Origin of the sequence: Sphingomonas natans, assembly GCF_030546695.1 — a bacterium.
Classification (GTDB): Bacteria; Pseudomonadota; Alphaproteobacteria; order Sphingomonadales; family Sphingomonadaceae; genus Sphingomonas_I; species Sphingomonas_I natans.
Genome location: NZ_JAUOTP010000005.1, coordinates 244007 through 265565 on the forward strand (window position 1 = coordinate 244007; position 21559 = coordinate 265565).

At 62.5% G+C, this 21559-nt stretch carries 18 protein-coding genes; 8 read left to right on the top strand and 10 right to left on the bottom strand.

Annotated elements, in window-relative coordinates:
- Positions 1 to 78: 78 nt before the first annotated feature.
- From Q4F19_RS12870 to Q4F19_RS12885, 4 genes are all read right to left on the bottom strand, one after another.
- Entirely contained in the window at positions 79 to 501 is a 423-nt protein-coding gene (locus Q4F19_RS12870; protein ID WP_303543160.1) for a VOC family protein, read from the bottom strand.
- A 274-nt stretch (positions 502 to 775) separates the two neighbouring features.
- Positions 776 to 2287 carry a 3-hydroxyacyl-CoA dehydrogenase gene (locus Q4F19_RS12875; protein ID WP_303543162.1) on the bottom strand — a complete coding sequence of 504 codons (1512 nt, stop codon included), beginning with the start codon at positions 2285 to 2287 and terminating at the stop codon, positions 776 to 778.
- An 81-nt stretch (positions 2288 to 2368) separates the two neighbouring features.
- The gene (locus Q4F19_RS12880; RefSeq protein WP_303543163.1) at positions 2369 to 3568 is read right to left on the bottom strand and encodes a CaiB/BaiF CoA transferase family protein; all 1200 of its coding nucleotides are present in this window, start codon (positions 3566 to 3568) and stop codon (positions 2369 to 2371) included.
- The gene (locus Q4F19_RS12885; protein WP_303543164.1) at positions 3565 to 4317 is read right to left on the bottom strand and encodes an HTD2 family dehydratase; all 753 of its coding nucleotides are present in this window, start codon (positions 4315 to 4317) and stop codon (positions 3565 to 3567) included. Before Q4F19_RS12885 ends, Q4F19_RS12880 begins: the two co-directional genes overlap by 4 nt.
- A 368-nt stretch (positions 4318 to 4685) precedes the next feature.
- Here Q4F19_RS12885 and Q4F19_RS12890 point away from each other — a divergent pair, with 368 nt between their 5' ends.
- Positions 4686 to 5486: an IclR family transcriptional regulator gene (locus Q4F19_RS12890; protein ID WP_303543166.1), complete on the top strand. Its 801-nt coding sequence runs from the start codon at positions 4686 to 4688 to the stop codon at positions 5484 to 5486.
- 300 nt (positions 5487 to 5786) lie between these two features.
- On the opposite strand, the gene Q4F19_RS12895 is transcribed toward Q4F19_RS12890, so the two are convergent.
- On the bottom strand, positions 5787 to 8363 hold the full coding sequence (locus Q4F19_RS12895; protein ID WP_303543168.1) for a TonB-dependent receptor: 2577 nt from the start codon (positions 8361 to 8363) through the stop codon (positions 5787 to 5789).
- 401 nt (positions 8364 to 8764) lie between these two features.
- Here Q4F19_RS12895 and Q4F19_RS12900 point away from each other — a divergent pair, with 401 nt between their 5' ends.
- From Q4F19_RS12900 to maiA, 6 genes are read left to right on the top strand one after another with little or no spacing between them, the layout of a single operon-like run.
- On the top strand, positions 8765 to 10021 hold the full coding sequence (locus Q4F19_RS12900) for an aromatic ring-hydroxylating dioxygenase subunit alpha (RefSeq protein ID WP_303543170.1): 1257 nt from the start codon (positions 8765 to 8767) through the stop codon (positions 10019 to 10021).
- The gene (locus Q4F19_RS12905) at positions 10021 to 10494 is read left to right on the top strand and encodes an aromatic-ring-hydroxylating dioxygenase subunit beta (protein WP_303543171.1); all 474 of its coding nucleotides are present in this window, start codon (positions 10021 to 10023) and stop codon (positions 10492 to 10494) included. The genes Q4F19_RS12900 and Q4F19_RS12905 overlap by 1 nt, the downstream gene beginning before the upstream one ends.
- A 33-nt stretch (positions 10495 to 10527) precedes the next feature.
- Positions 10528 to 10845, top strand: a complete 318-nt coding sequence (locus Q4F19_RS12910) for a 2Fe-2S iron-sulfur cluster-binding family protein (RefSeq protein ID WP_303543173.1) — start codon at positions 10528 to 10530, stop codon at positions 10843 to 10845.
- A 36-nt stretch (positions 10846 to 10881) separates the two neighbouring features.
- Positions 10882 to 11934, top strand: coding sequence for a gentisate 1,2-dioxygenase (gene gtdA, locus Q4F19_RS12915; RefSeq protein ID WP_303543174.1), 1053 nt, complete (start codon positions 10882 to 10884; stop codon positions 11932 to 11934).
- A complete protein-coding gene (locus Q4F19_RS12920; RefSeq protein WP_303543176.1) occupies positions 11931 to 12629 on the top strand; it encodes a fumarylacetoacetate hydrolase family protein in 699 nt (232 codons plus the stop codon). The genes gtdA and Q4F19_RS12920 overlap by 4 nt, the downstream gene beginning before the upstream one ends.
- Positions 12630 to 12685: 56 nt before the next feature.
- Positions 12686 to 13312 (top strand): maleylacetoacetate isomerase, encoded by a 627-nt coding sequence (maiA, locus tag Q4F19_RS12925; protein ID WP_303543177.1) that lies wholly within the window; start codon positions 12686 to 12688, stop codon positions 13310 to 13312.
- A gap of 27 nt (positions 13313 to 13339) precedes the next feature.
- On the opposite strand, the gene Q4F19_RS12930 is transcribed toward maiA, so the two are convergent.
- Positions 13340 to 14413 carry a serine hydrolase domain-containing protein gene (locus tag Q4F19_RS12930; RefSeq protein ID WP_303543179.1) on the bottom strand — a complete coding sequence of 358 codons (1074 nt, stop codon included), beginning with the start codon at positions 14411 to 14413 and terminating at the stop codon, positions 13340 to 13342.
- 63 nt (positions 14414 to 14476) lie between these two features.
- The gene (locus Q4F19_RS12935) at positions 14477 to 15604 is read right to left on the bottom strand and encodes an NAD(P)-dependent alcohol dehydrogenase (protein ID WP_303543180.1); all 1128 of its coding nucleotides are present in this window, start codon (positions 15602 to 15604) and stop codon (positions 14477 to 14479) included.
- Positions 15605 to 15765: 161 nt separating this feature from the next.
- On the opposite strand from Q4F19_RS12935, the gene Q4F19_RS12940 reads away from it, so the two are divergent.
- Positions 15766 to 17217 carry an aldehyde dehydrogenase gene (locus Q4F19_RS12940; RefSeq protein WP_303543182.1) on the top strand — a complete coding sequence of 484 codons (1452 nt, stop codon included), beginning with the start codon at positions 15766 to 15768 and terminating at the stop codon, positions 17215 to 17217.
- Positions 17218 to 17710: 493 nt separating this feature from the next.
- On the opposite strand, the gene Q4F19_RS12945 is transcribed toward Q4F19_RS12940, so the two are convergent.
- The 3 genes from Q4F19_RS12945 to Q4F19_RS12955 are packed head-to-tail and all read right to left on the bottom strand — an operon-like array spanning position 17711 to position 21032.
- Entirely contained in the window at positions 17711 to 19291 is a 1581-nt protein-coding gene (locus Q4F19_RS12945; protein WP_341850186.1) for a carboxylesterase/lipase family protein, read from the bottom strand.
- Complete coding sequence (locus Q4F19_RS12950) at positions 19288 to 20211, bottom strand: Nif3-like dinuclear metal center hexameric protein (RefSeq protein WP_303543185.1); 924 nt, start codon at positions 20209 to 20211, stop codon at positions 19288 to 19290. Before Q4F19_RS12950 ends, Q4F19_RS12945 begins: the two co-directional genes overlap by 4 nt.
- Positions 20212 to 20222: 11 nt before the next feature.
- The gene (locus tag Q4F19_RS12955; protein WP_303543187.1) at positions 20223 to 21032 is read right to left on the bottom strand and encodes a hypothetical protein; all 810 of its coding nucleotides are present in this window, start codon (positions 21030 to 21032) and stop codon (positions 20223 to 20225) included.
- Positions 21033 to 21559 lie beyond the last annotated feature (527 nt).

Here is a 21559-nt window from a genome sequence, read left to right on the forward strand (position 1 = left end):
ATGTGTCACCATCGAACGCGTGTCCCGGAAAGTATCCCAGGGAGAGCGAGCCACGCGGCCCGCTCTTCCCGGTGAGGATCAGAACATGCCGGGCTGATGCACCTCGATCACATGACCGTCCGGATCCTGCAGAAAGACCTGATACCAGCCGGGGATCGCCCAGCAGCCGTAATCGGAATAGCGAATGCCCAGCTCGTCGCAGCGACGCATGAAGCCTTTTATGTCGTCGGTGCGGAAGCAAAAATGGCCATGGCCCATCGGATTGACGGCCTGCTTCATCTTGAAGCCAGTATCCAGATCACGCTCGGCCCAGTGAAACTCGATATCGCCGTCGGTCAGAAAGTCGACCTTGCCGGTATAGGCGCGATCTTCGCGCTGCCGGCTGATCACGGTGTGCTCGTCATCGGTAATGGCGCCGAGTTCAAAGAGCGATTTATAGAAGTTCGTCAGTCTAGGGAGATTGTCCGAGCATAAATTCATGTGGTGGAACTTGAACTTCATATCGTCCTCCTTCGAAATGTCCGATTTGCTCGCATCAGTACGAGGTCCGCCATAGCCCGCACGGCCGCCACACGCAACTTTCTGAAAGTAACAATTCACATGTAAAATACGCGGACGTGATGATTTTCACGCGGGAGCGGGCATAAAGTCCTCGTCGGCCTGTTTGGCGCAGCCGTAGAAGAGATCCTCGATCGCGGCGCGATCAAGCTCGGGATAGCGCGCTTGCAGAGAAAATCGTCCATGTCTCGCCGGCCCGATCGCGCGCTTCGGGGGCTCAGCCCTCGGCCAGCAGCGAAAGCCCCAGTTGGGCCCGCCGCCGCAGCCAGGCGCTCGGCCGATAGCGAGGATCCCCCGAAAGCGCGTTGAGCCGCTCCAATAGTCTGAGGATCGTCGCCGGACCGAGACTGTCGCCCCAGCTCAGCGGCCCCATCGGGTAGCCGAGACCGATCCGCACGGCATCGTCGATGTCGGCCGGGCTCGCGATCCGCTGCTGCGCGATGTCCGACGCGAGATTGACGACCATCGCCACGACGCGCTGCGCGACGAAGCCCATGCTGTCGCGGATGAGCGTGGCGCCCGCGGCGTCGCCGGAGAAGAGGGTCAGCGCCGCCGCGGCAAAAGCTGGGTCCGTCGCGGGTGTCGTCATCAGCGTGCGGTGGCGATCGCTCGCTGTGAGCAGATCGATCGCCACGACACGCCGCGCGTCGAGCCTCGCGCCGTACGCAACCGTCGTCGCATCGTCGCCCAGCGGCGCGACGAGGATCAGCGACCCTTCCGAACTCGCAGCGCCCTCATCGATCCGCCCGCCCAGCGTTTTCACCAGCCGGATCAACGCAGCCGTATCGAAATGCGCGCTACGACCGATCCACACTGGCGGAATTGGCATGGGCGGGAGCGCGTCCCGAGCCTTCGCCATTGGCGAACCCTGCCCGTAATTGTAAAAGCCCTGCCCTGTCTTGCGGCCCAGCTGGCTGGCGACGACACGCTGCTGGGCGAGATAGGACGGCCGATAGCGGGGATCGCCGTAGAATTGCTCAAAGATCGCCTCGGTTGCGGGGTGCGACACGTCCAGGCCGGTCAGGTCGAACAGTTCGAATGGCCCCATCCGGAAGCCGGCGCCCTCTCGCAGGATGCGGTCGATCGCCGCGAAATCGGCGACCCCCTCCTCCACGAGCCGCAACGCTTCGGTGCCGAAGGCGCGGCCGGCATGGTTGATGATGAAGCCGGGCGTATCCTTCGCAAGAACGCCTCGATGGCCGCAGCGCTCGGCAAGGGAGAGCAGCGCTGTCGTCACTTCGGCCGAGGTGTGAAAGCCGGGAATGACCTCGATCACACGCATCAGCGGTACGGGATTGAAGAAGTGGAATCCTGCGAAGCGCTCAGGCTTGCGACAGGCGCGCGCGATCGCCGTCACCGACAGCGAGGAGGTGTTGGTAGCGAGCACGGCATCGGGGGCAACGATGTTTTCCAGATCGGCGATCAGCTGACGCTTCGCCGCGAGATCTTCCAGAATGGCTTCGATGACGAGGTCGCAATCGGCCAGATCGGCGATGTCCGTCGCGGGCACCAGCCGCGACAGCGCGTCATCGGCCACGCCCTGTTCGATCTTCTGTTTGGCGACAAGCGTCGCGAAGGTCGCTCGCAGCCGCTCCTTGGCGTCCGTCGCTGCGCCATCGCGCGCATCGAACAAGCGAACCTTCAGGCCCGCGGTCGACGCGATCTGCGCGATCCCGACTCCCATAACGCCCGTCCCGACGATGCCGAGCGTTGCGATGGCGCGCGCCACCTCAGCGTGCCCGGAAGGGGTATGCGCGCATCGCGCCGCCGTGCCCATCGAGAGACGCCCGCTGCCGCACAGCCAGCGCCGTCATACCGCCACCACCGCCTTGCCCTGGATGAGCTCGTCGATCTCACGCTCGCCATAGCCCAGATCGGCGAGGATCGCCTTTGTCTCCCACCCCTTAGGCTGCGCGAACGATTGCAGGTCGAGGGGCGCGCCGTCGACGCGGAACGCGGAGCGCATCGCGATCGTAGCTCCTTCCGTGGGGTGATCGTCAGGAACGAAGAAGCTGACCGCGTTGAGGTGCGGATCGTCGACGATCGTCTCCAGCGTGTGACAGGGCTTGCTGGCGATGTCCGCGCGCTGGAAGATGTCGAGCCACTCGGTCGTACTCTTGCTGGTCAGCGGCGCCCCGCGGATTGCAAACCAACTATCAACATTCATCGCGCGGGTCGCGACGCTGGCGAAGCGAGGATCGTCGAGCAGGTCGTCCCTGCCAACGGCACGCAGGAATGCCTTCACCTGCTTGTCGGTGTTGATTGTGAAGGAGATCCAGCCGTCGGCCGTCTCCACCGGCTTGTTGTGCGGGCTCAGCAGGCGTCGGTCGCCGGGCGGCCCCACGGGCGGGACGAAGCTCTGCTGGGCGAGATGCTCCTGGAGCACGAAGGCGGCCATCGTCTCGAACATCGGCACCTCGATGGATGCGCCTTCGCCCGACGTCCGCTGCTGCAGGACGGCAGCGAGGATAGCCCCCGCCGTGATCTCCCCCACGACATGATCGCAGATCAGCATCGGCACATAGGCCGGCCGGCCGTCGCGCGCGAGCGTCAGACCGGTGATGCCGGATACGGCTTGCACAACGCTGTCATAGGTCGGATCGCCGGCATAGGGACCGTCCGTCCCGTAGCCTGAGATGAGGCAATAGATCTTGCCGGGCCAGCGGGACCGGATGGAATCGGCGTCGAGCCCAAGCCTTGCGAGCGCCTGCGGGCGCATGTTGGCAACGATAACGTCGCTTCGTTCGACCAGCTTGTCGATCAGGCGCAGGCTGGCGGCATTCTTGAGATCGCAGCAGATGTTGCGCTTGCCGCGGTTGAGATGGAGGTAGGTGCCCGAATGTTCCCCAGTCGGCGAAATCCCCCCCAGGCCGCGCATAAGATCGCCCTCGGGGCTCTCAAGTTTTATGACTTCGGCGCCATATTGGGCAAGCCGCCCGGTGCAAACGGGTCCGACTACGACGCTGGTGAGATCAAGCACGCGCAATCCTGCCAATGGCCTGAATGTCATGAAGCTATCACCTCCGCCGTCGCTGCTACCTGCCCCAGATCGTCGTGAGCGCGCATTTCCCACACGTCGCCGCTGCGGGAGGCGGCGAAGGTCATCACGCGGTCGCAGAACAGCGGGACCTTATTTGTCATCGTTAGGCTCTTGAGCGACAGGCCCAGCTTGAGGCGCGCAAACTCGGTCAGGAGCAGCGTCGTCAAACCTCCGTTCACCACAAGATCGGGGAAACCCTCGACCTCGCGAGCATATGCCCGGTCGAGATGGATTTTGTGCGAATTGAACGCCAACGCTGAATATTGGAACAGCATGGTGGCATCGGGCACAAGCGTATCGACATGCTCCGCAAGCACGGGCGTCGCCAAGCGCTCGACCGACTGGAAGCGACGCGTGCCGGCCAGCATGACGTAGCGCTGCTCCTCGCTCACCGCAGGCGATGTCTCACCCGCCCGGATGAGGTCGTGGCCGACAGTTACGACGGCGAGAGCTCTTTCCCCGTCGCCCTTCCTGACAATGTCCAGAAGTGTGCTTCGCCGCTCGACGATATCGCCGACGATCAGATCCTGATGATAGGAAACCGTCCGGCCGCCGAGCATCAGCCTGGGGAGACCGAGATCCGGCATGACGACGCCGAGCCCTGGAAAACCGTCCGTGCGCAGGTCCGAACGGCGAATGATCGCGGGCATCAACGGAAAATGCCATCCCCGCGGCAGAATTGAGCCGTGAGCGACCGTCGAGGGATCGATGTCCAGCATAGCAGCAATGCGCTTCACCAGCGAGTGGCCGAGCACTTCCTGACTGACCGTCGCAGGCGCAGCGGCTCCCGTCATGACCCTAGCTCGCTTGCACGCCGGATCATGGGAGGCGGGCGCCCATCGGACAGGCGGGACGTGGGGTGCAAATCATTGCCGATCCTCACGGCGCCCTCTTTTATCTGCGAATTACGCATTTCATAGACACTCACAACGCGCATTGCCAATGTCTTTCGAACCGCGGCCGTCCAGACTTGCGAATGCGCATGATCCGGTTGGTTTCATGCGCGCCGCTTGTGCCATTCTCAGTTTTGCATATAAAACGAAGACAGCGCAAAATGGCAAAATGTTCGCGTGTGCAAGACGACGGGATGAACGTGATAACCAAGAAGACAGATCCAAAGAGCGTTACAGAGTCTGCCGCTAGCCGGACCTATTCGGCGCCAGCTCTCGACAAGGGGCTCGATATTTTGGAATTGCTGGCTGAGGTGGAAACCACTCTAAGCCAACGTGAAATCGCGAAGCGCCTTGGTCGAAGTGTCGGCGAGATATATCGCATGCTCGCTCGGTTGGTTGACCGAAAATATATTTCGCTCGTTAACGAGAATTACCATCTCACCACAAAATTGTTCGAGCTCGCGCATCGAAATCCCCCGACGCAACGCTTGCTGGTGGAAGCACGGCCGATCATGCAGGCCTTGTCGACAGCGCTCGGCCAGTCGTGCCATCTCACCGTGTATGGGCAAGGCAAGCAGGTAGTCATTGCGAAGGTAGATGTTCCTAATGGCATGGGGTTCAGCGTCCGCGTGGGCGCTGAATTGGATCTTATCGTCTCCGTCTCTGGCCGAATATTGCTAGCGTTCCAGGACGGAGCCACGCAGAAGTTGCGCATCGCCGAAGCCGTTGCCCGTTCTCCCGAGCATGCCAATACGCTGATCGTCACTTTGCTCGACAAGATCAGGGAGCGGGGGTTCGAATCTGCATCCAGCGTCCAGGTCCGGGGCCTGTACGCCGTCAGCTTCCCGATCATGGATTCGCAAGGCCATGCCGTCGCCGCACTAACGGTTCCTTATGCCGAGAGGATCGACCTCCCCGACCGCAAGACGATCGCGGACGTCGAAAACACCTTGGGAAAGGCGGCGAAGCATCTGTCGGCTCTCATCGGCGGATAGGCCCTCCGCTCGCAGTACCGACGCCGAGTTGCGGCCTTAGGGCAGCCGCGCTCTGGCCGGGACCTACCGCATATCAGGCGCCCCGGTTCCAGCTCAGATCGAGCGTACACGCCTGCGAACGCTGCGACCAACTCTTCTGCACGTTAGCGGTCGCTCGGCACTGCGCATGACGGCTGCACAGGTGCCGTATAACGGAGAGGCGCCGCGCCTAACCGTGTGTCGCACGGCTAGGCCAACGGCAGCGGTGTGGCGCCGGATCCCACCCGCTCCGGCCAAATCAAGGGTGCAGCCGCGCCGACATCAGAACTTGAAGCCGGCGCGGACATACCACTCGACTGGACGATTATAGGTTCCGATGATCGCGCCGAACGCCGGAATGGCGCTCCCCGAGATCAAGTAGCGCTTGTTGGTCAGATTGGTGCCGCCAGCGGAGATCGTGTAATGATCCGAAGGATCTTTCCAAGTAATGCTCGCATTCACAAGCGACACGCTTGGCCGATGCAGCACATATGTGCGCTCGACATTATTATCCATCGACCCGATGTAAGTATAATCGGCCAGGAGCGTTATCGCCCCGTGCTCGCCCAACGGCACGTCCAGCTTCGGACTGATGTTGACCTTCCACTTAGGAGTCTTGGGAAGCGGCGCACCGACGAAGGCACCGGCCTGCAGCGCGTTGGGCCCGCTTACCACAGCCACCGCCGCATCCAGATCCGTATAATATGCGTCCGTGTAGCCGAGCGCCATGTTGATGGTGAGTGGCCGCATCGGACGTGCCACGATCTCCAGTTCACCGCCCTTGATGCGCCCATCGCCGACATTGGCTATCGTCGGCGAGCCACCGACCTGGTAGTTGAGCTGAATACCCTTGTAGTTCGTCAGGAAAAGCGCGCCGTTCACCAACAGCTTCCGATCGAACAGCGTCGATTTCACGCCTATCTCGTAGGTTGTGGCCTTCTCCGGATCGAAGCTGCTTACCGTTGTTTGCGGCGTCGAGTATCGCGTCGTCCAGCCACCCGTCTTGTAACCTTTTGACCAGGACGCATACGCCATCACCTGGTCGCTCGGATATAGCTGCAAGCCCGCCTTCGGGGAGAAGTTGTTGAACGAGAGGTGATTGATCCCGCCCGGATACAAGCGCAGCGGATTGTTGGGATCGGGATGGTTGTTGGCGACACGGCACGTTTGCCCGTTCGGCAGCACGGCATTGGGGAATATATTGCCGGCTGCATCGGAGCAAGGCGAACCCGCGAGCTTGTAAAACAGCCCGTTCAGTTCTTGCTGCCCGCCCTCGAACCGCTTCTTCTCGTCGGTATAGCGGCCACCGACCGTGATCCCGATGAGATCGGAGAGCCGGTAATCGGCTTGGCCGAAGACGGCGTAATTCCTCGTCTTGAACCAGTTCGGTCCGTCGATGACGTAGATACCCTCACCCGATTCGACATAGTCCCGCAGAAATCCCTTTTCCTCGAAATAATAGGCTCCGAGTACGTAGTTAAGCTTGTGGTTCAGCGCATTGCCGACAAGCTGAAACTCTTGGCTGAATTGGCTCTGACGCTGGTTGAAACTGTAGTTCGACATATTGATCGGCGAACCGTCGCCATCCAATCCGCTGTTCCACCGGCTGCGTCGATACGCTGTGATCGATTTCAAGAGGAGCGTGTCGGCGAGATCATATTCACCATTCGCGGTCAGGCCCCAATTGCGCAGCTTGGAGAAATTGTTTCCCGTCGCGTAGCTCGTGTCCTTCGAGCCGGTCACAAATCGGCTGTCATACGGGAGCAGATTGTTGCCGGGATTGCCGTCCACGTTGACGCTCCCGAAGCCGGCAAGCCGATTGACCGCGAAGCGTTGATCGTGGACCTGGGACGGGAACTGGGTTCCGTACGAACTGCACACGTTGGCAAGGCCGGCGCCGGCCAACGCCGCTTGCGGAAGTCCGATACAGGCATTGTAGAGCCCGGCAAACGATCCGGCGACATTCTCGGTGGTGAGCAACAGCTTGGTGGGAGCGGCACCGTCTGAATATTGATAGTCGCCGCCCGCCGTGATCCGGAGGGCTTCACCATCATATTTGATCTTCCCGCGCAGCGTGCGCGTACTCTCGTCTCCTTCGCGGCTCGGGGACTCGTAAGCAGCGGCAGGGTAAGCGGTATAAGGACGCGAATTGGGCACGAGAGCGCTCGGATAAGCGAGACGCCTGCCATAGCCGTTGCGCGTCTTCACGTCGGCCGTGAAGAGTGTGGAAATGTCGCTTGTGACCGGCATGTCGACCGCCACTCGGCCTTGGACAAGATCGAACCGGCCGAACGTGAGGTCGCCGCGAACCTGGAACGTCTTGGCAGGGTCGCGCGTCACGATCGACACGGCGCCGCCCACGGTGTTCCGGCCAAACAGCGTGCCTTGCGGCCCCTTCAGGATCTCGATCCGTTGGACGTCGAGGAGGTCCTGGTTCGCGCCGACCGAGCGGGCGAGATACACACCATCCACGTAGATGCCGACCGCTGGATCGATGTTGAAGGCGAAATCGCTGGCGCCGATGCCGCGAATCGAGGCGGCGAGAACCGCGGACGAGGCCGTGAAGGCCACGCCGGAATCCAGAGTCACGTTGGGCGAGACGGCGGTGAGTTGGCTGACGCTTGCGATCGCGCGTTCCTGGAGCGAAGCGCCATCGAAAGCAGAAATCGAAATTGGCACACGCTGCACGCTCTCGGCACGCTTTTGTGCAGTAACGACGATTTCGTGGACACCGCCTTCCTCATCGTTCGGTGTAATGCCGGCGGGAGAAGGCGCACTACCCTGAGCAAATGCTACTGAGGCGCTGAAGCAACAGACAAGCGCGGACACGCCCCCGCATGTGGGAAACAATTTAGCCATCGATATCCTCCCCAAAGGACGCTGCTTGATCTTCTTAGTTTATGTTTTTGACTTGCCGACACGCAGTGACAACGCGCCTTCTGGCAACGTTCATTCACTCGCACAGACCAGCCCTTTGCCGGTCGCATGGACAAGCTATGGCTGGAGTTTCTCTATGTCAAATCGATTCCGCCTCGACTAACACCGCGTCGACTGTGCGACTTCGTATCCCTCATTCGCGGTTGGTTGCCGTGCGTCGCGCCGGATCGTGCTTCACAGCTGCCGATCAGCTAGTCCGGCGAGCGCGGGAAGGCTCTTCCGAACGTCGTCCCTCTTGATTAGAAAATTACTCAGTGTACAATCCATTCCGGTCTGAGAAAGCCCGCGCAGCGGGGCGAAGGCGAACGGACGAGAGGTTGTTCATGAACGTGGCGCAGGTGACACCGGTTGGCGCGGATCCCGTGACCCCGTGGGCGAACGACGGCTGCAGCCGTATCCCCGCCAGAGTCTATACGGACCCGCATATCTACGCGCGCGAGCTGGAGCGCATTTTTTACGGTCGGCATTGGAGCTATGTCGGGCTGGAGGCGGAAGTTCCGGACGCGGGTTCGTTCAAGCGCACCGCGATTGGCGAACGATCCGTGATCATGATCCGAAATCGCAAGGGTGAGATCAACGTCCTGGAGAATCGCTGCGCACATCGTGCGATGCAGTTTTGCCAGGAGCGCTCGGGCAAGGTCAAAACGCTGGTCTGTCCGTACCACCAGTGGAACTACAATTACGATGGCAAGCTGCTGGGCGTGCCCTTCCAGCGCGGCGTGAAGGGACAGGGCGGAATGCCCACCGACTTCGCGCTGGAGGATCGATCCCTGAACAAGCTTCAGGTCGCGGTTCGAAACGGGATCGTTTTTGCCAGCTTCGCAAGCGACGTCGAGCCGTTCGAGGCGTATGTCGGCGACGAGGTCCTGAAGTATTTCGATCGAACATTCGACGGTCGCAAGCTCAGGGTTCACGGTTACTCGCGTCAGCGCATTCCTGGAAATTGGAAGCTGATGATGGAGAACATCAAGGACCCCTACCATCCGGGCCTTCTCCACACCTGGTTCGTGACCTTCGGCCTCTGGCGGGCGGACAACAAATCCGAGCTGAAGATGGACGCGGAGGGTCGTCATGCCTGCATGATTTCCCGTCGCAGCGAGACGCTGGACAAGGATGTAACCCAGGGCGTCTCGAGCTTTCGTGAGAATATGAAGCTTAATGACATGCGCCTGCTCGACATCGTCCACGAGCCTTGGTGGGGCCAGCCCACGGTCTGCATGACGACGATCTTTCCAAGTGTCGTTTTGCAGCAGCAGGTCAATTCGCTTTCGACCCGGCAGATCATCCCGGTCAGTCCCGACAAATTCGATTTCGTCTGGACGCACTTCGGCTTTGAGGATGACGATGCCGCGATGACGGAGCGGCGCTTGCGTCAGGCCAATCTCTTTGGTCCGGCCGGTTTCGTTTCGGCGGATGACGGGGAGGTGATCGAGTTCAGCCAGGATGGCTTCAGGCAAGACCCTGCCTTCGAGACGCTTTGCGAGTTGGGTGGAACGGACGTCGGCGACACCGATCACATGGTCACGGAGACCTTGATCAGGGGTATGTATCGCTACTGGCGCAAAGTGATGGAACTGTGATGCTTCCGGTTGAACGCCGCGCCGAACTGCTGGATCTGTATTCTGCTTATGCCGCCTGTCTCGATGACGGCCGCTTCGGCGAGTGGCCCGATCTCTTCGTGGAGGATTGTCATTACCGGGTCGTTCCGAGAGAGAATTACGACCACGATCTTCCGCTGAGCACGATGGAGTTGCACGGAACCGGCATGCTTCGGGACCGTGTCTACGGTGTCGAAAGCACGCTTTTCCACGCACCTTATTACCAGCGTCACATCATAGGCATTCCCCGCATCCTTGATTATTCCGATGACGAAATCGCCGTCGAGGCCAACTATTTGGTGATCCGGACCAAGCGAGATCAGCCGAGCGAGGTGTTCAACGCGGGGCGCTACCTCGATACGGTCGTGACTACACAGCAGGGACTGAAGTTCAGGCAGAAGTTCTGTGTATTCGACAGCGAATTGATACCGAACTCCCTGATTTATCCGATCTGAATGTCCTCGGCTGGATCAGGAAGGGAAAGCTCTATGGTTTTCATCGAGATTACCGACCGCCAGGGCAATGCATCGTCTGCCAACGGCCAGGTCGGCGGGAGCCTGATGGACGCCATTTGCCGCTCGGTCGCGAGCGAAACCTTCGCGACCTGCGGTGGCTGCCTCTCTTGCGCCACGTGCCACGTTTATATCGGACCCACGAGCGAAGGCCGGCTTTCGCCTGCAGGGGAGGAAGAGCGCGACCTTCTGTCCGCTTTGCGGTTCCGAAACGAGCGATCCCGGCTGTCGTGCCAGGTTCCCATTTTCGCCGACACACCCCTTTGGCGCGTAACGATCGCGCCTGAGGAATGACGCGATGATCCAGACAAAGATCAGGAGAGAAGCGCTGTGAGCGAGCGTCTAGACAATGACCAGCGTGCGCAGTTGCAGGCGCTGTACGCGGACATGGCGCCGGAAGGGCTTACGCCTCTGTGGGAAGTGCTGAGTGCGTTGGTGCCGAAAACGCCAGAAAGCCCTGCCACGGTGCATCGTTGGCGATATTCGTCCGCACGCGACTATCTGCTGCGCGCGGGTGACCTCATCTCGGCGGAGCAGGCAGAGCGCAGGGTGCTAATCTTGGAGAATCCCGGTCTGCAGGGGCTCTCGTCGATCACCCCCAGCCTATATGCCGGGCTCCAGATGATATTACCCGGCGAGGTCGCGCCGTGCCATCGCCATTCCCAATGTGCGCTGCGTTTCGTGATGGAGGGCAGCGGCGCCTATACAGCGGTGGATGGCGAGAAGGCGGTCATGGAGCGCTATGATCTTGTCCTAACTCCGGGGGGGCAGTGGCACGATCACGGCAATCCGACGTCCCAGCCCATGATCTGGCTCGATGGCCTCGACATACCCACGGTTCGTCATTTCGATGCGGGCTTCGCGGAGAAGCTGTCCGAGTCCGTCCATCCGGAAACCGTTCCCCCGGGGGATACTCTGGCGCGATATGGCCACAATATGCGGCCCATGCGGGGTGGGACCGCCGATAGGCGCCCCTCGCACCAGCCGCTCTTTCACTACCGCTTTGCGGATTGGCGGCCCGCGCTGGAAACCTTGGCGGCGAATGCCGAGATCGATCCTCACCTAGGCCATGCGCTCGAATTCCTGAACCCCGCCGATGGCGGGCCCGTGATGCCGACGATCGCAGCTCATGTGCGCCTGCTACCGTCGGGCTTCGAGACACGCGAGCGGCGCAGTTCCGACGGGACCATTTTCGTCGTTGTGGAGGGACAGGGCACGGCCCTCATCGGCGAAACCAGTATCGCGCTTGAGCACCATGACGTGCTTGTGGTGCCCTCCTGGCGGCCGTTGCGCCTTCGGGCGGACACCAAATTGGTCCTGTTCGGCTTTTCGGACAGGGCATCCCAGGAAAAGCTCAATTTATACAAGGAGGAGTTGGCGTGAGCCTGTCGTTTGAGATCCCGAGTGCCCCGGTTGCCGCGAGTTCGGATGGGACCGGATTTCCCGTGCGCCGCGTTTTCTGCGTCGGCCGCAACTATGCCGCGCACGCCCGCGAAATGGGCCGCGATCCGGATCGCGAACCGCCCTTCTTCTTCACCAAATGGGCTGAAACCGTCGTGCCGACCGGGTCGACCATCGCCTACCCGCAGGAAACCCAAGACTTCCAGTATGAGGCCGAACTCGTCGTTGCGATCGGCAAGGGTGGACGAAATATCGCCGTCGAGCATGCGCTGGAGCATGTCTACGGCTATGCAACCGGGCTGGACATGACGCGGCGTGACCTTCAGCTCGCCGCGCGCGGACAGGGCCGCCCGTGGGATACGGGCAAGAATGTCGAGCAATCCTCGCCACTGGGCCTCATTCACAGCGTGGCGGAAGTCGGGCATCCGGCCACCGGAGCCATCACCCTGACCGTGAATGGGCAGACGAAACAGGAAGCCGATCTCGCCGATCTGATCTGGCCGGTCTCCGACGTCATCTCTTTCCTGAGCGGCCTATACCGGATCGAACCCGGCGATCTGATCTATACGGGCACCCCGGCGGGCGTCGGGCCCGTGGTGACGGGCGACGTGATCGTGGTCGAGATCGCCGGGCTCGAGCCGACCACCATCACCATCGGTGGTCCGCCGCAGGATTGATCGTCGCAGGCAGGCGCCGCCCCGCCGGCGCCTGCCTCGATATTGGGAGCTGATCGTTGAAGCTGCATGGCTATTATCGCTCGACCGCATCCTATCGCGTGCGGATCGCGCTCAATCTCAAGGGCGTCGCCTACAGTGACGTTTTCCACCATCTGCGCAAGAACGAGCAGAATGCACCCTCTTATCTGACGATCAACCCACAGGGGTTGCTCCCGTCGCTGGAGGGGGATTTCGGCTTTCTCACCCAGTCGCTGGCGATCTGCGAATATCTCGAGGAAACGGTGCCCCAGCCGCCGTTGCTGCCCGCCGATCCTGTGCTGCGTGCGCGCGCGCGCGCCTTCGCGCAGGTCATCGCCTGCGACGTTCATCCGGTGCAGAATCTCAAGATCCTCGCCCGGCTCCGCGCGCTGGGGATGGACGAGTCTCACGTCGTCGAATGGGCGCACACCGCAATCGTCGAGGGGCTGGCCGCGTGCGCCGCGCTGATTGCCGATCGTGACGATCCCTATTGCTTCGGCGCCACGCCGGGGCTGGCTGACATCTGTCTCGTCGCACAGCTCGTCAACGCCCGGCGCTTCGGCGTCGAGCTTGTCTGGCCGCGGCTGATAGAGATCGAAGCGCGCTGCCTTGCGCTCGATGCGTTCGACCGAGCGAAACCCGAGAATCAGGCCGACGCAGAATAGCGCTGTGGCATGAGGGCGCTCGCCTGCCTATTTTCGGGGAGGCGGGCTGTCGGCGGCAATCACCTCGCGCACGATCATGCTCGTCTCGGGCAACAGCCGGAACGCGTCGTTCTTCTCGTACAGGAACACCATCCCATATAGGCCCGAAGGTCGGTCGATCCACGGAAAGACGCCCCAGGCGCCAAGGCTCGAACTGCGGGTGCAGCGTCCATCGCCGCCCCAGGTCTCACACCAATTGCCCAGTGCATAATGGGCGTTGGCCAGCATCGGTACGCCGGCCGGTGTCATCGTCGCAGCGGCGGTCTGGTCGGTCAGCATCGTTTCGACCGCGGCATGCGTCAGCACGCGCCGCCCCTCGTAAATGCCGTCGCCGGCAAGCATCGCGAGGAAATGCATATAGTCCTCGGTGGTGCTGAACGCGCCGCCCTGCAGCACCGGGTTCCGCGTCTGCGCGACCTCCGCAGGCTCGGTGGAGCCGATATGCGTCCAGAAGGTGCGGCGCATCGCCAGCGGGCCGCCGATCCGTTCCTGGAAGACGTCCTGCCAGCGCTTGCCGGTCACCGCTTCGACCACCGCCCCCGCGACCTGGAAGCCGGGGCCGCCATAGACGAACACCGTGCCGGGCCGATGCGCGAGCGGAGCGTCGGTGACTTCCTTGGCCGATTGCGCGAGCGTGATCCGGTAATCCTGTTTCATCTCGGCGCCCGCCATGCCGAGTCCCGAGGTCTGCGACAGCAACTGGCGCAGCGTGATCGCGCCCGCATCAGGCGCGAGCGACGGCAGCCACGTCGAGATCGGCTTGTCGAGCGACAGCTTGCCCTCGCCGACCAGCTGCATCACGACCGCAGCGGTGAGCCATTTGGATGCAGACGCGATCGGCAGTTGCGCCGCGGCGTCGATCTTGCCGAAGCTTTCCTGCGCGATCCCGCGTCCCTGGCGTCCCACGACAACCGTCACGCCCGGCACGCCCTTCGCGACGATGGCGCCCGCCGCCTGGCGCGCCTTTGCGGGCAGAGGGCGCAGTTCTGCCGCCCTTGCACCGCAAGAACCCGCTGCAATGGCGACCACCGCAAGCGGCCCGGCCAGATACGTGTATCTCATGCCAACGTCCCCTCTGTCGCGCCGAGAAGACGGCCGGACGCATCGAGCCCGGCCGCGATCCCGTCAGACCGTGCCGATCCGCAGCACGGGCTTTATGGTACGCCCGCTTTCGCTATCTTCCATCGCCTGGTTGATATCGGCGAAATCGTAGTATTTGATCAGGCGATCGAACGGAAAGCGCCCCTGCCGATAATATTCGATCAGCGTCGGAATGAATATGTCGGAGATAACGTCGCCTTGAACGATGCCCATGATCCGCTTGCCGGGGATCATCACGCCATTCACGTCGATTGGGACTTCGCTGCCGATAGGCTGAGCGCCGACAATTCCGCACGTGCCGAAAAAGCCCAAGCAGTCGACCGCCTGGCGAAGCACTTCGGGGCGCCCGCTGCATTCCAGGGCGAAATCCGCTCCTATGCCCGTAATTTCCATGATCTTCGCGACTGGATCGCCATCGCGCGAATTGATCACATGCGTCGCGCCGAGCTCCTCGGCGAGTTTCAGGCGCTCGGGGTTGACGTCTACCGCGATAACCTTCGTCGCGCCGGCGATCTTGCCGGCCATGATTGCGGCGAGCCCGACGGCGCCCGCGCCGAAGGCGACGAACGTCGAACCGGGACGAACCTTCAGTGCATTGAGCACCGCGCCCGAACCGGTCTGGAGGCCACAGCCCAACGGAGCCAGCATCTCGAGCGGCAGGTCCGAAGGGACCCTGATCACGTTATTCTCGTTCGCCAGCGACAACTGGGCGAACGAAGATTGGCCGAAGAAGTGATCGTGGAGCGGCTTGCCCTCTGCGTCCTCGATGGAGATCGAACCATCCAGCCGGCTGCCGCCGAAGCAGATGGGAAAGACATTGACGCAATGCGCGGGATGCCCGGTTTCGCAGGAACGGCACTTGCCGCAAAAAGCATAGCTCATCACGACATGATCGCCCGGCGCCACCTTGGTGACGTCCGCGCCGACCGCCTCGACGACCCCAGCGCCCTCGTGCCCGAAGACCGCCGGCAGCGGTGAGTTATAGCCCTGATCGCGGACCACGATGTCGGTGTGACAGATGCCCGTCGCCACGACCCGGACGAGGACCTCGTCGCGTCGAGGCTGTTCCAGCGTGACATCCTCGATTTGCAGTGGTTGGCCCGCCTGCCGCACGACGGCTGCCTTCATCTGTCGCCTGGATACCTCAGCCATACTCTCTCCTTGAACCTGTCGATCCATCTTTCGGGCGCACTCTAGCGTTGCTGCTGCCAAGATCGACAGGTGACAGATCGTTTGATTTAAGGCAATACATTGCACGAATGCGAAATCCGATCGGGTCGGAAAAGCGCATCGCGATTACGAGGGAGAGGATCTTGGACGTTCGTCTGGTCATCGATAACGAGCATATCGGCGCAAGCGATGGCGCCATATTCGAACGGCGGAATCCTTTGAGCGGGAGCACGGTCACGAAGGCCGCCGCCGCCACTGTCGAAGATGCGCGGCGCGCTGCGGCATCGGCCCAAGAGGCGTTCAAGCTCTGGTCGCGAACCGGGCCTACCGAGCGGCGAAAAATCTTGCTCGGAGCCGCCGACAAGTTGGAAGCCAAGGTTCAGGACATCAGCGCCGCCATGGCGGCGGAGGTCGGCGCCTCCGGGCTCTGGGGCGGGTTCAACGTGTTCGCTGCCGCCGGCCTGATCCGCGAGGCGGCGTCCCTGACGACCCAGATCCAGGGCGAGACGATCCCCACGGACAAGCCGGGGGCTTTGTCCATGACGTTGCGTCAGCCGGTGGGCGTCGTGCTGAGCATCGTGCCGTGGAACGGACCGGTCATCCTGGCGGCGCGTGCGATCGCCTATCCTATCGCGTGCGGCAATTCGGTTATCTTCCGCGCTTCGGAGATGAGCCCGGCGACCCACGCTCTGATCGCCGAGGCGTTTTATGAGGCAGGCCTCCCCGCCGGAGTGCTCAACTTCATCGCCAATGCGCCGGAGACCGCGCCGGAAATCATCGAGGCGCTTATCTCGCATCCCGCGGTACGTCGGATCAATTTCACGGGGTCCACGCGCGTGGGCAGGATCATCGCGGAAACGGCGGCTCGCAATCTGAAGCGCTGCCTTCTGGAATTGGGCGGCAAGGCACCCTTCGTCGTTCTGGATGACGCCGACGTCGATGCCGCGGTCAATGCGGCGATCTTCGGCGCCTTTCTTTATCAAGGGCAGATTTGCATGTCGACGGAGCGCTTTGTCGTCGACGAAGCGGTCGCCGATGCGTTCGTCGCGAAGTTCGCCGAACGGGCGGCACAACTGGTCGCGGGCGATCCGATGTCCAATCCGGCCTGCGTGATTGGGCCGATGATCGACGCGGGCGCGGGCAAGCGCATCAATTCGATGATCGAAGACGCCGTGGCGAAAGGCGCGAAGATCGTCGTCGGTGGGCCGGCTGATGGCGTGTCCATGGAGGCCACGATCGTCGATCACGTCAAGCCGGGCATGACGATCTACGCCGAGGAGACCTTCGGTCCGGTGACCACCATCGTGCGCGTCAGCGGCGTGGACGAGGCGATCCGCGTCGCCAACGATACCGAATATGGGCTCGCGGCCGCCGTCTTCGGGCGAGATGTGCTGCGTGCACTGGAAGTCGCCAAACAGATCGATGCCGGCCATGTCCACGTCAACGGCGCAACAGTCCAAAATGAACCGCAAGCGCCCTACGGCGGCATGAAAAGCAGCGGCTATGGCCGTTTCGACGGCCGTGCCGTGATCGATGAATTTACCGAGCTGAAGTGGGTTACGCTCGAGCCGGCCGATCAGCCCTATCCGATTTGAAGCCGTCGGCGGAGGCTTGGGGACCTGGCCCGAGGGGGGCAGTTTCATGCCCCCCTCGCCTTAAGCTGCCGGGCAGCCGACACGCATAAGCGGATAAAGCCGGCTGCGCCACGCACGGCGTTGACACCGAAGATGACCTCAATGCGCCGTGTCGCCCCGCATGCTGACGGGCTGATCGTGTCAGGTCGTTGGCCCGGTGGGGCGCTCATGGCCTTTGCCGGGCGGCGGGGCGAGCCCGACATCGCGCAGCCGAGCGTTCCGGCGGGAATCTGCTGGTTCGTGCGAGCATGATCCGGCCGTCGGGGTAGGAGAAGCCTGGCGGGCTTGCGATCGGCTAGCCAGAGCGGACCTTCTGGCAACGCCTCACGCCGGGCGTCGGGGCATTCCGTCTGGGGGCCAAGAAACCTCGCTCGTGCGCGATTTTGTCGCGGGCCTGCTGCGACGCTTCGCCAGGCGCCCTGAAGCCGTAGCGCCGACCTTATCTACCGCCGCGTCAGAATATCGACACCGCCCCGCCCTTCGCGACATAGGCGCGAAAATGATTGAGCGCCTCCGGGCGCATCGCCGGCCGCGCGCCGAACGCCGCACCCAGTTCCATCAACTGGTTTGGAGAGTCATTGCGCGGCCAGGAAACGAGGCCCGCCGCGTTGGGGTTGCCGGTTTTGATGAAGCTAGCCCAATATTGTCCCATCGCCTCCGAGACGCGTTCATCTTCAGGCGTGACGGAGCGCTCCGGTGCCTTGTCCAGCGTTCCCAACACATAAGGGATCTCGCTCGAATGGAAGGCACCGTATTTCGCGCGCTCCGGGCCTGGCTCGGCACGGGTGAACAGGTAGCGCCAGATCGGAAAGCGGCTCGTCTTCGCGCGCGCCTCGGACCAGAAAAGCAGCCCGGCGATCCCGCGGTCCCGCTGCATCGCCGGCAGCGATGATGTCGGTTGGGAAGCCGGGTAAAGTGTGGCGAAGCTTGCGGCGTCGGCTCCGAACCGTTGATTGAGGATATCTCCATACGCTTGCGCATCCGTCGGGCGGTAGATTGGCATGAAGCCGCTACCCTCATCGGCGTTGAGCCCGGTCAGGATCGGCGTGTCATTATACCTGCCCTCGTCCAACGCCTTGTCGGGATCGGTCGGCAGAACGGTGCCATCAGCGATCGGTGCAAAGCGCAGCATGCCTGCTCCGGGCCTGGCCGATTTCGTCAGCGCGATCTTGATCTGCGCCGTCGTCAGCGCGCGCAGGTCCGCGATCGAACGAGCGCCCGATGCCGCAAGGATGGCCTTCCCATCCGTTTCCGCCGCGGCAAGCGTTATCGGCGGGAGCCCCATCCCCGATCCGCTCTGTGCGATCGCCCGCTGGAACAAGCCCTTGGCGAGCGGCGACAGGATCAGATCGTTGACCGACATTGCGCCTGCGGATTGGCCGGCGATCGTCACTTGGGCGGGATCCCCGCCGAAGGCCGCGGCGTTGCGCTGCACCCAGCGAAGCGCCGCGATCTGATCGAGCAACCCGAAATTGCCGTTGCCGCCCCCCGGCTGTCCGGCCAACTCGGGATGCGCGAGAAAACCATAGATGCCGAGACGATAGTTGATGCTGATCACTACCACGCCCCGCATCGCCATCGCAGCCGCGTCATAGATTGCGACCGAAGCGCCGCCGCTGTTAAATCCCCCGCCGTGGATCCATACCATCACCGGCAGGCGCGCCGTAGAGCGCTTCGCAGGCGTCCAGACGTTCAGATAGAGGCAGTCCTCGCTGATCGGGCCGGTGATGTTGTATTCGTGCGTCCACGGTCCGAACCCATTGGGCGGTGGGGCATCCTGCTGGCAGCTTGCGCCAAAGCCGGTCGCAGCGCGTACACCCTTCCACGCAGCCGCGGGCTGCGGTGCCCGCCACCGCATCGCTCCGGTCGGTGCGGCCGCGAAAGGGATTCCCAGGAAACGAGCGACCTCGTGTGTGACGGCGCCCCGAACGGCCCCCTGCTCGACATTGACCATACCCAATTTTGCGGAGGCAGGCGGAGCAGCAGCAATCGCGATCAACGTTGCGAGGCGAAGTGTTGTTCTCCGGTGATTCATGCTGTCCTCGCTGGATCGGTTGAGGCCGTCGGCGTCCAGAACGGCTCGCCCGAGGGAATATATCGAACTGGTACGTCGCGGACATGGCGACGCAGCCAGTGCGCACAGGCATCCATGCCATCTGCCTCGCCGCGCTCGTGCGCCATCAGGATCAGAGCCTTGGGCGCGCCGCTTTCGACAAGATCGCGGAGATAGCTGCCCGTGTCGAATTCGCGCACTTCGGGTACGATCAGCACGTCGTTGCTTTCCAGCCCGAGCACCACGCTGTCGAGATTGTGTCCGCCGAACCCGATCCTGGATACGGCGATGTCGTCCCGGCCGATCACGCGGAGGCTGCGGCTTGGCAACCGGTCGCGTAGTTCGCTCAGGAGCGCGGACAGGGGCATCACCGGGCGACGATATCGTGCTTCGAAGCCGGAGGCGCCGCCCTCAATGAGATAGCGCTCCCACCCCAGCCGGGCACGCGTCGCGGCGCTCATCGGTTCCGGCTTGGTCTGATGCCAATGATCGTGAAACCGGAAGATCGCGAGCTTGTTGCGATCGATGAAGTCCATCTTCGCGCGGTAGACCGGGTCGTTCACCCACTCGACCGTGGTATCGCCGTGGCTCCAGAAGGTGGGCTCGTGCGAGATGATCAAATTGGCCCCCGATCCCACCGCCTTTCGCAACAAGCTGAGCGTGGACATGAAGGTCACAGCGATCGCGCGGACCGGCATGTCCTGGTCACCCGCCTTCAGCGTGTCGACGGTTTGCGCCGACCATGCGATGCCCTCTGCGGCGCAACTGGCACGGATGCTGGCCAGCACCTGGTCGACTGTCGGGGCGCGCACTGCCCCGATGGCGGGCATAGCGAGCGTGGCAGCGCTGGCGGCGATGCCGAGGCTGAACCCGCGACGAGAGAGAAAGGCGGCATCGGACACAGCCATCCTCCTCACGCCGCGTCGCGGACGAGATCGGGCTGCGAAAGCCACAGCACGGGATAGTCCGGGAAGATCGTGCGCGCCCACGCTGCCACGTGCGCCCCGAGCGGCGCCATCGACGCATCGAAGCCGGCGAGCATCAACGCGGCACTGCGGCCTGTCGCGACAACGTCTTCCATGTACGGCGTGGCTTCCCACTCGATCGCGTCGCCGGCGATGACCATGTCTATCGTCGGATCACGCAAGATCCCCGCGAGCGTGGCGGGTGCCAACATCCCCGCCTTCACGCCAATCCGCGTGGCGCGGGTAGTCGGCGCGCCCACGACCCGCAATCCATTAAAGCCGCGCGGCACAAGCGAGGCGGCCAGTGCCAGCGAAGTCGTTCCGGGAACGGAGCAGACGACATGGTCGGCTCGCGGTTCCGGCGATCCCAGGTGCAACTGCGAAGCGAAGGCGAGCGATGCCGAAAGCGGATGCCTGCTTTCCCAGGCGCTGCGGATCCGCACGATATTGATCCCATGTTCGGCGATGAACGCCCGCTTGGCCACCGTTGCCGGCGCATTGAGCACGATTTCCGGCTTGGAGATCTGGGTACTCCACACAGCATCGTACAGATGGAAGGGATGGCCGTCGCACAAGATCAGGTTGGCGCCTGTCGCCGCTGCGGCTTTCAGCACATTCATGGATGGCACCGTACAGGCGGCGATGGACGCAATCTGGCAATTCTCGGCGCCCGCCACCAGCCCTTCGAGTGCCATGTCAGCCGGGCCACCTAATGAGGCGTAAAGCTGCGCGACCGCCTCCTTCACCAACATCGCCATCTCCAGATTATTATCCTATATAAAATCCATTATGCACAGAGCGATGTGGCGTGTCCATGCACCGGATCGCTGCGGTATCGATCGAGACGTGCCACTCAACGCGAAAATCAACAGGTCCGGGTGACTTGTGCCCGACGCCGTTTGCGGGAAACCGTGCTCGTGCAGCTGGGAGCTCGCCAACACCTTGGAGCCGCCTCTCGATCCGCTGGTGGTAGCGGCACCGGCCTCGAGCCTACTTGTACAAGACGGTGGCAGTAGCGTTGTCGCAATCGCGAAAGCGCCTGAACGTGCATCCCAGCGCACCCCGTCTCCGTTATGCTGCCAGGCAACAGCAACTGGAGCCGTCCGGTCGCTGAGGGGCTATCTTCCACCGCAGCCGTGCTTGCCGCCGCACTAACAGACTGCCTGCGAGGTAAGCGGGCCAGCGCTGCCAAATGGTTGATCCGGCGCGACCCATTTGACGTGCGCAGTGATCAGTGTTCCGAGCGCCCCATAGTTACTCTTGCGCGCCAGGGACCGGGACAGAG

Excerpts from the sequence above, each read along its gene's own strand:
- Q4F19_RS12870 (WP_303543160.1), bottom strand. The coding sequence starts at position 501 with ATGAAGTTCAAGTTCCACCACATGAATTTATGCTCGGACAATCTCCCT.
- Q4F19_RS12880 (WP_303543163.1), bottom strand. The coding sequence starts at position 3,568 with ATGACATTCAGGCCATTGGCAGGATTGCGCGTGCTTGATCTCACCAGC.
- Q4F19_RS12885 (WP_303543164.1), bottom strand. The coding sequence starts at position 4,317 with ATGCTGGACATCGATCCCTCGACGGTCGCTCACGGCTCAATTCTGCCG.
- Q4F19_RS12890 (WP_303543166.1), top strand. The coding sequence starts at position 4,686 with ATGAACGTGATAACCAAGAAGACAGATCCAAAGAGCGTTACAGAGTCT.
- Q4F19_RS12895 (WP_303543168.1), bottom strand. The coding sequence starts at position 8,363 with ATGGCTAAATTGTTTCCCACATGCGGGGGCGTGTCCGCGCTTGTCTGT.
- Q4F19_RS12900 (WP_303543170.1), top strand. The coding sequence starts at position 8,765 with ATGAACGTGGCGCAGGTGACACCGGTTGGCGCGGATCCCGTGACCCCG.
- Q4F19_RS12905 (WP_303543171.1), top strand. The coding sequence starts at position 10,021 with ATGCTTCCGGTTGAACGCCGCGCCGAACTGCTGGATCTGTATTCTGCT.
- Q4F19_RS12910 (WP_303543173.1), top strand. The coding sequence starts at position 10,528 with ATGGTTTTCATCGAGATTACCGACCGCCAGGGCAATGCATCGTCTGCC.
- Q4F19_RS12930 (WP_303543179.1), bottom strand. The coding sequence starts at position 14,413 with ATGAGATACACGTATCTGGCCGGGCCGCTTGCGGTGGTCGCCATTGCA.
- Q4F19_RS12935 (WP_303543180.1), bottom strand. The coding sequence starts at position 15,604 with ATGGCTGAGGTATCCAGGCGACAGATGAAGGCAGCCGTCGTGCGGCAG.
- Q4F19_RS12945 (WP_341850186.1), bottom strand. The coding sequence starts at position 19,291 with ATGAATCACCGGAGAACAACACTTCGCCTCGCAACGTTGATCGCGATT.
- Q4F19_RS12955 (WP_303543187.1), bottom strand. The coding sequence starts at position 21,032 with ATGGCGATGTTGGTGAAGGAGGCGGTCGCGCAGCTTTACGCCTCATTA.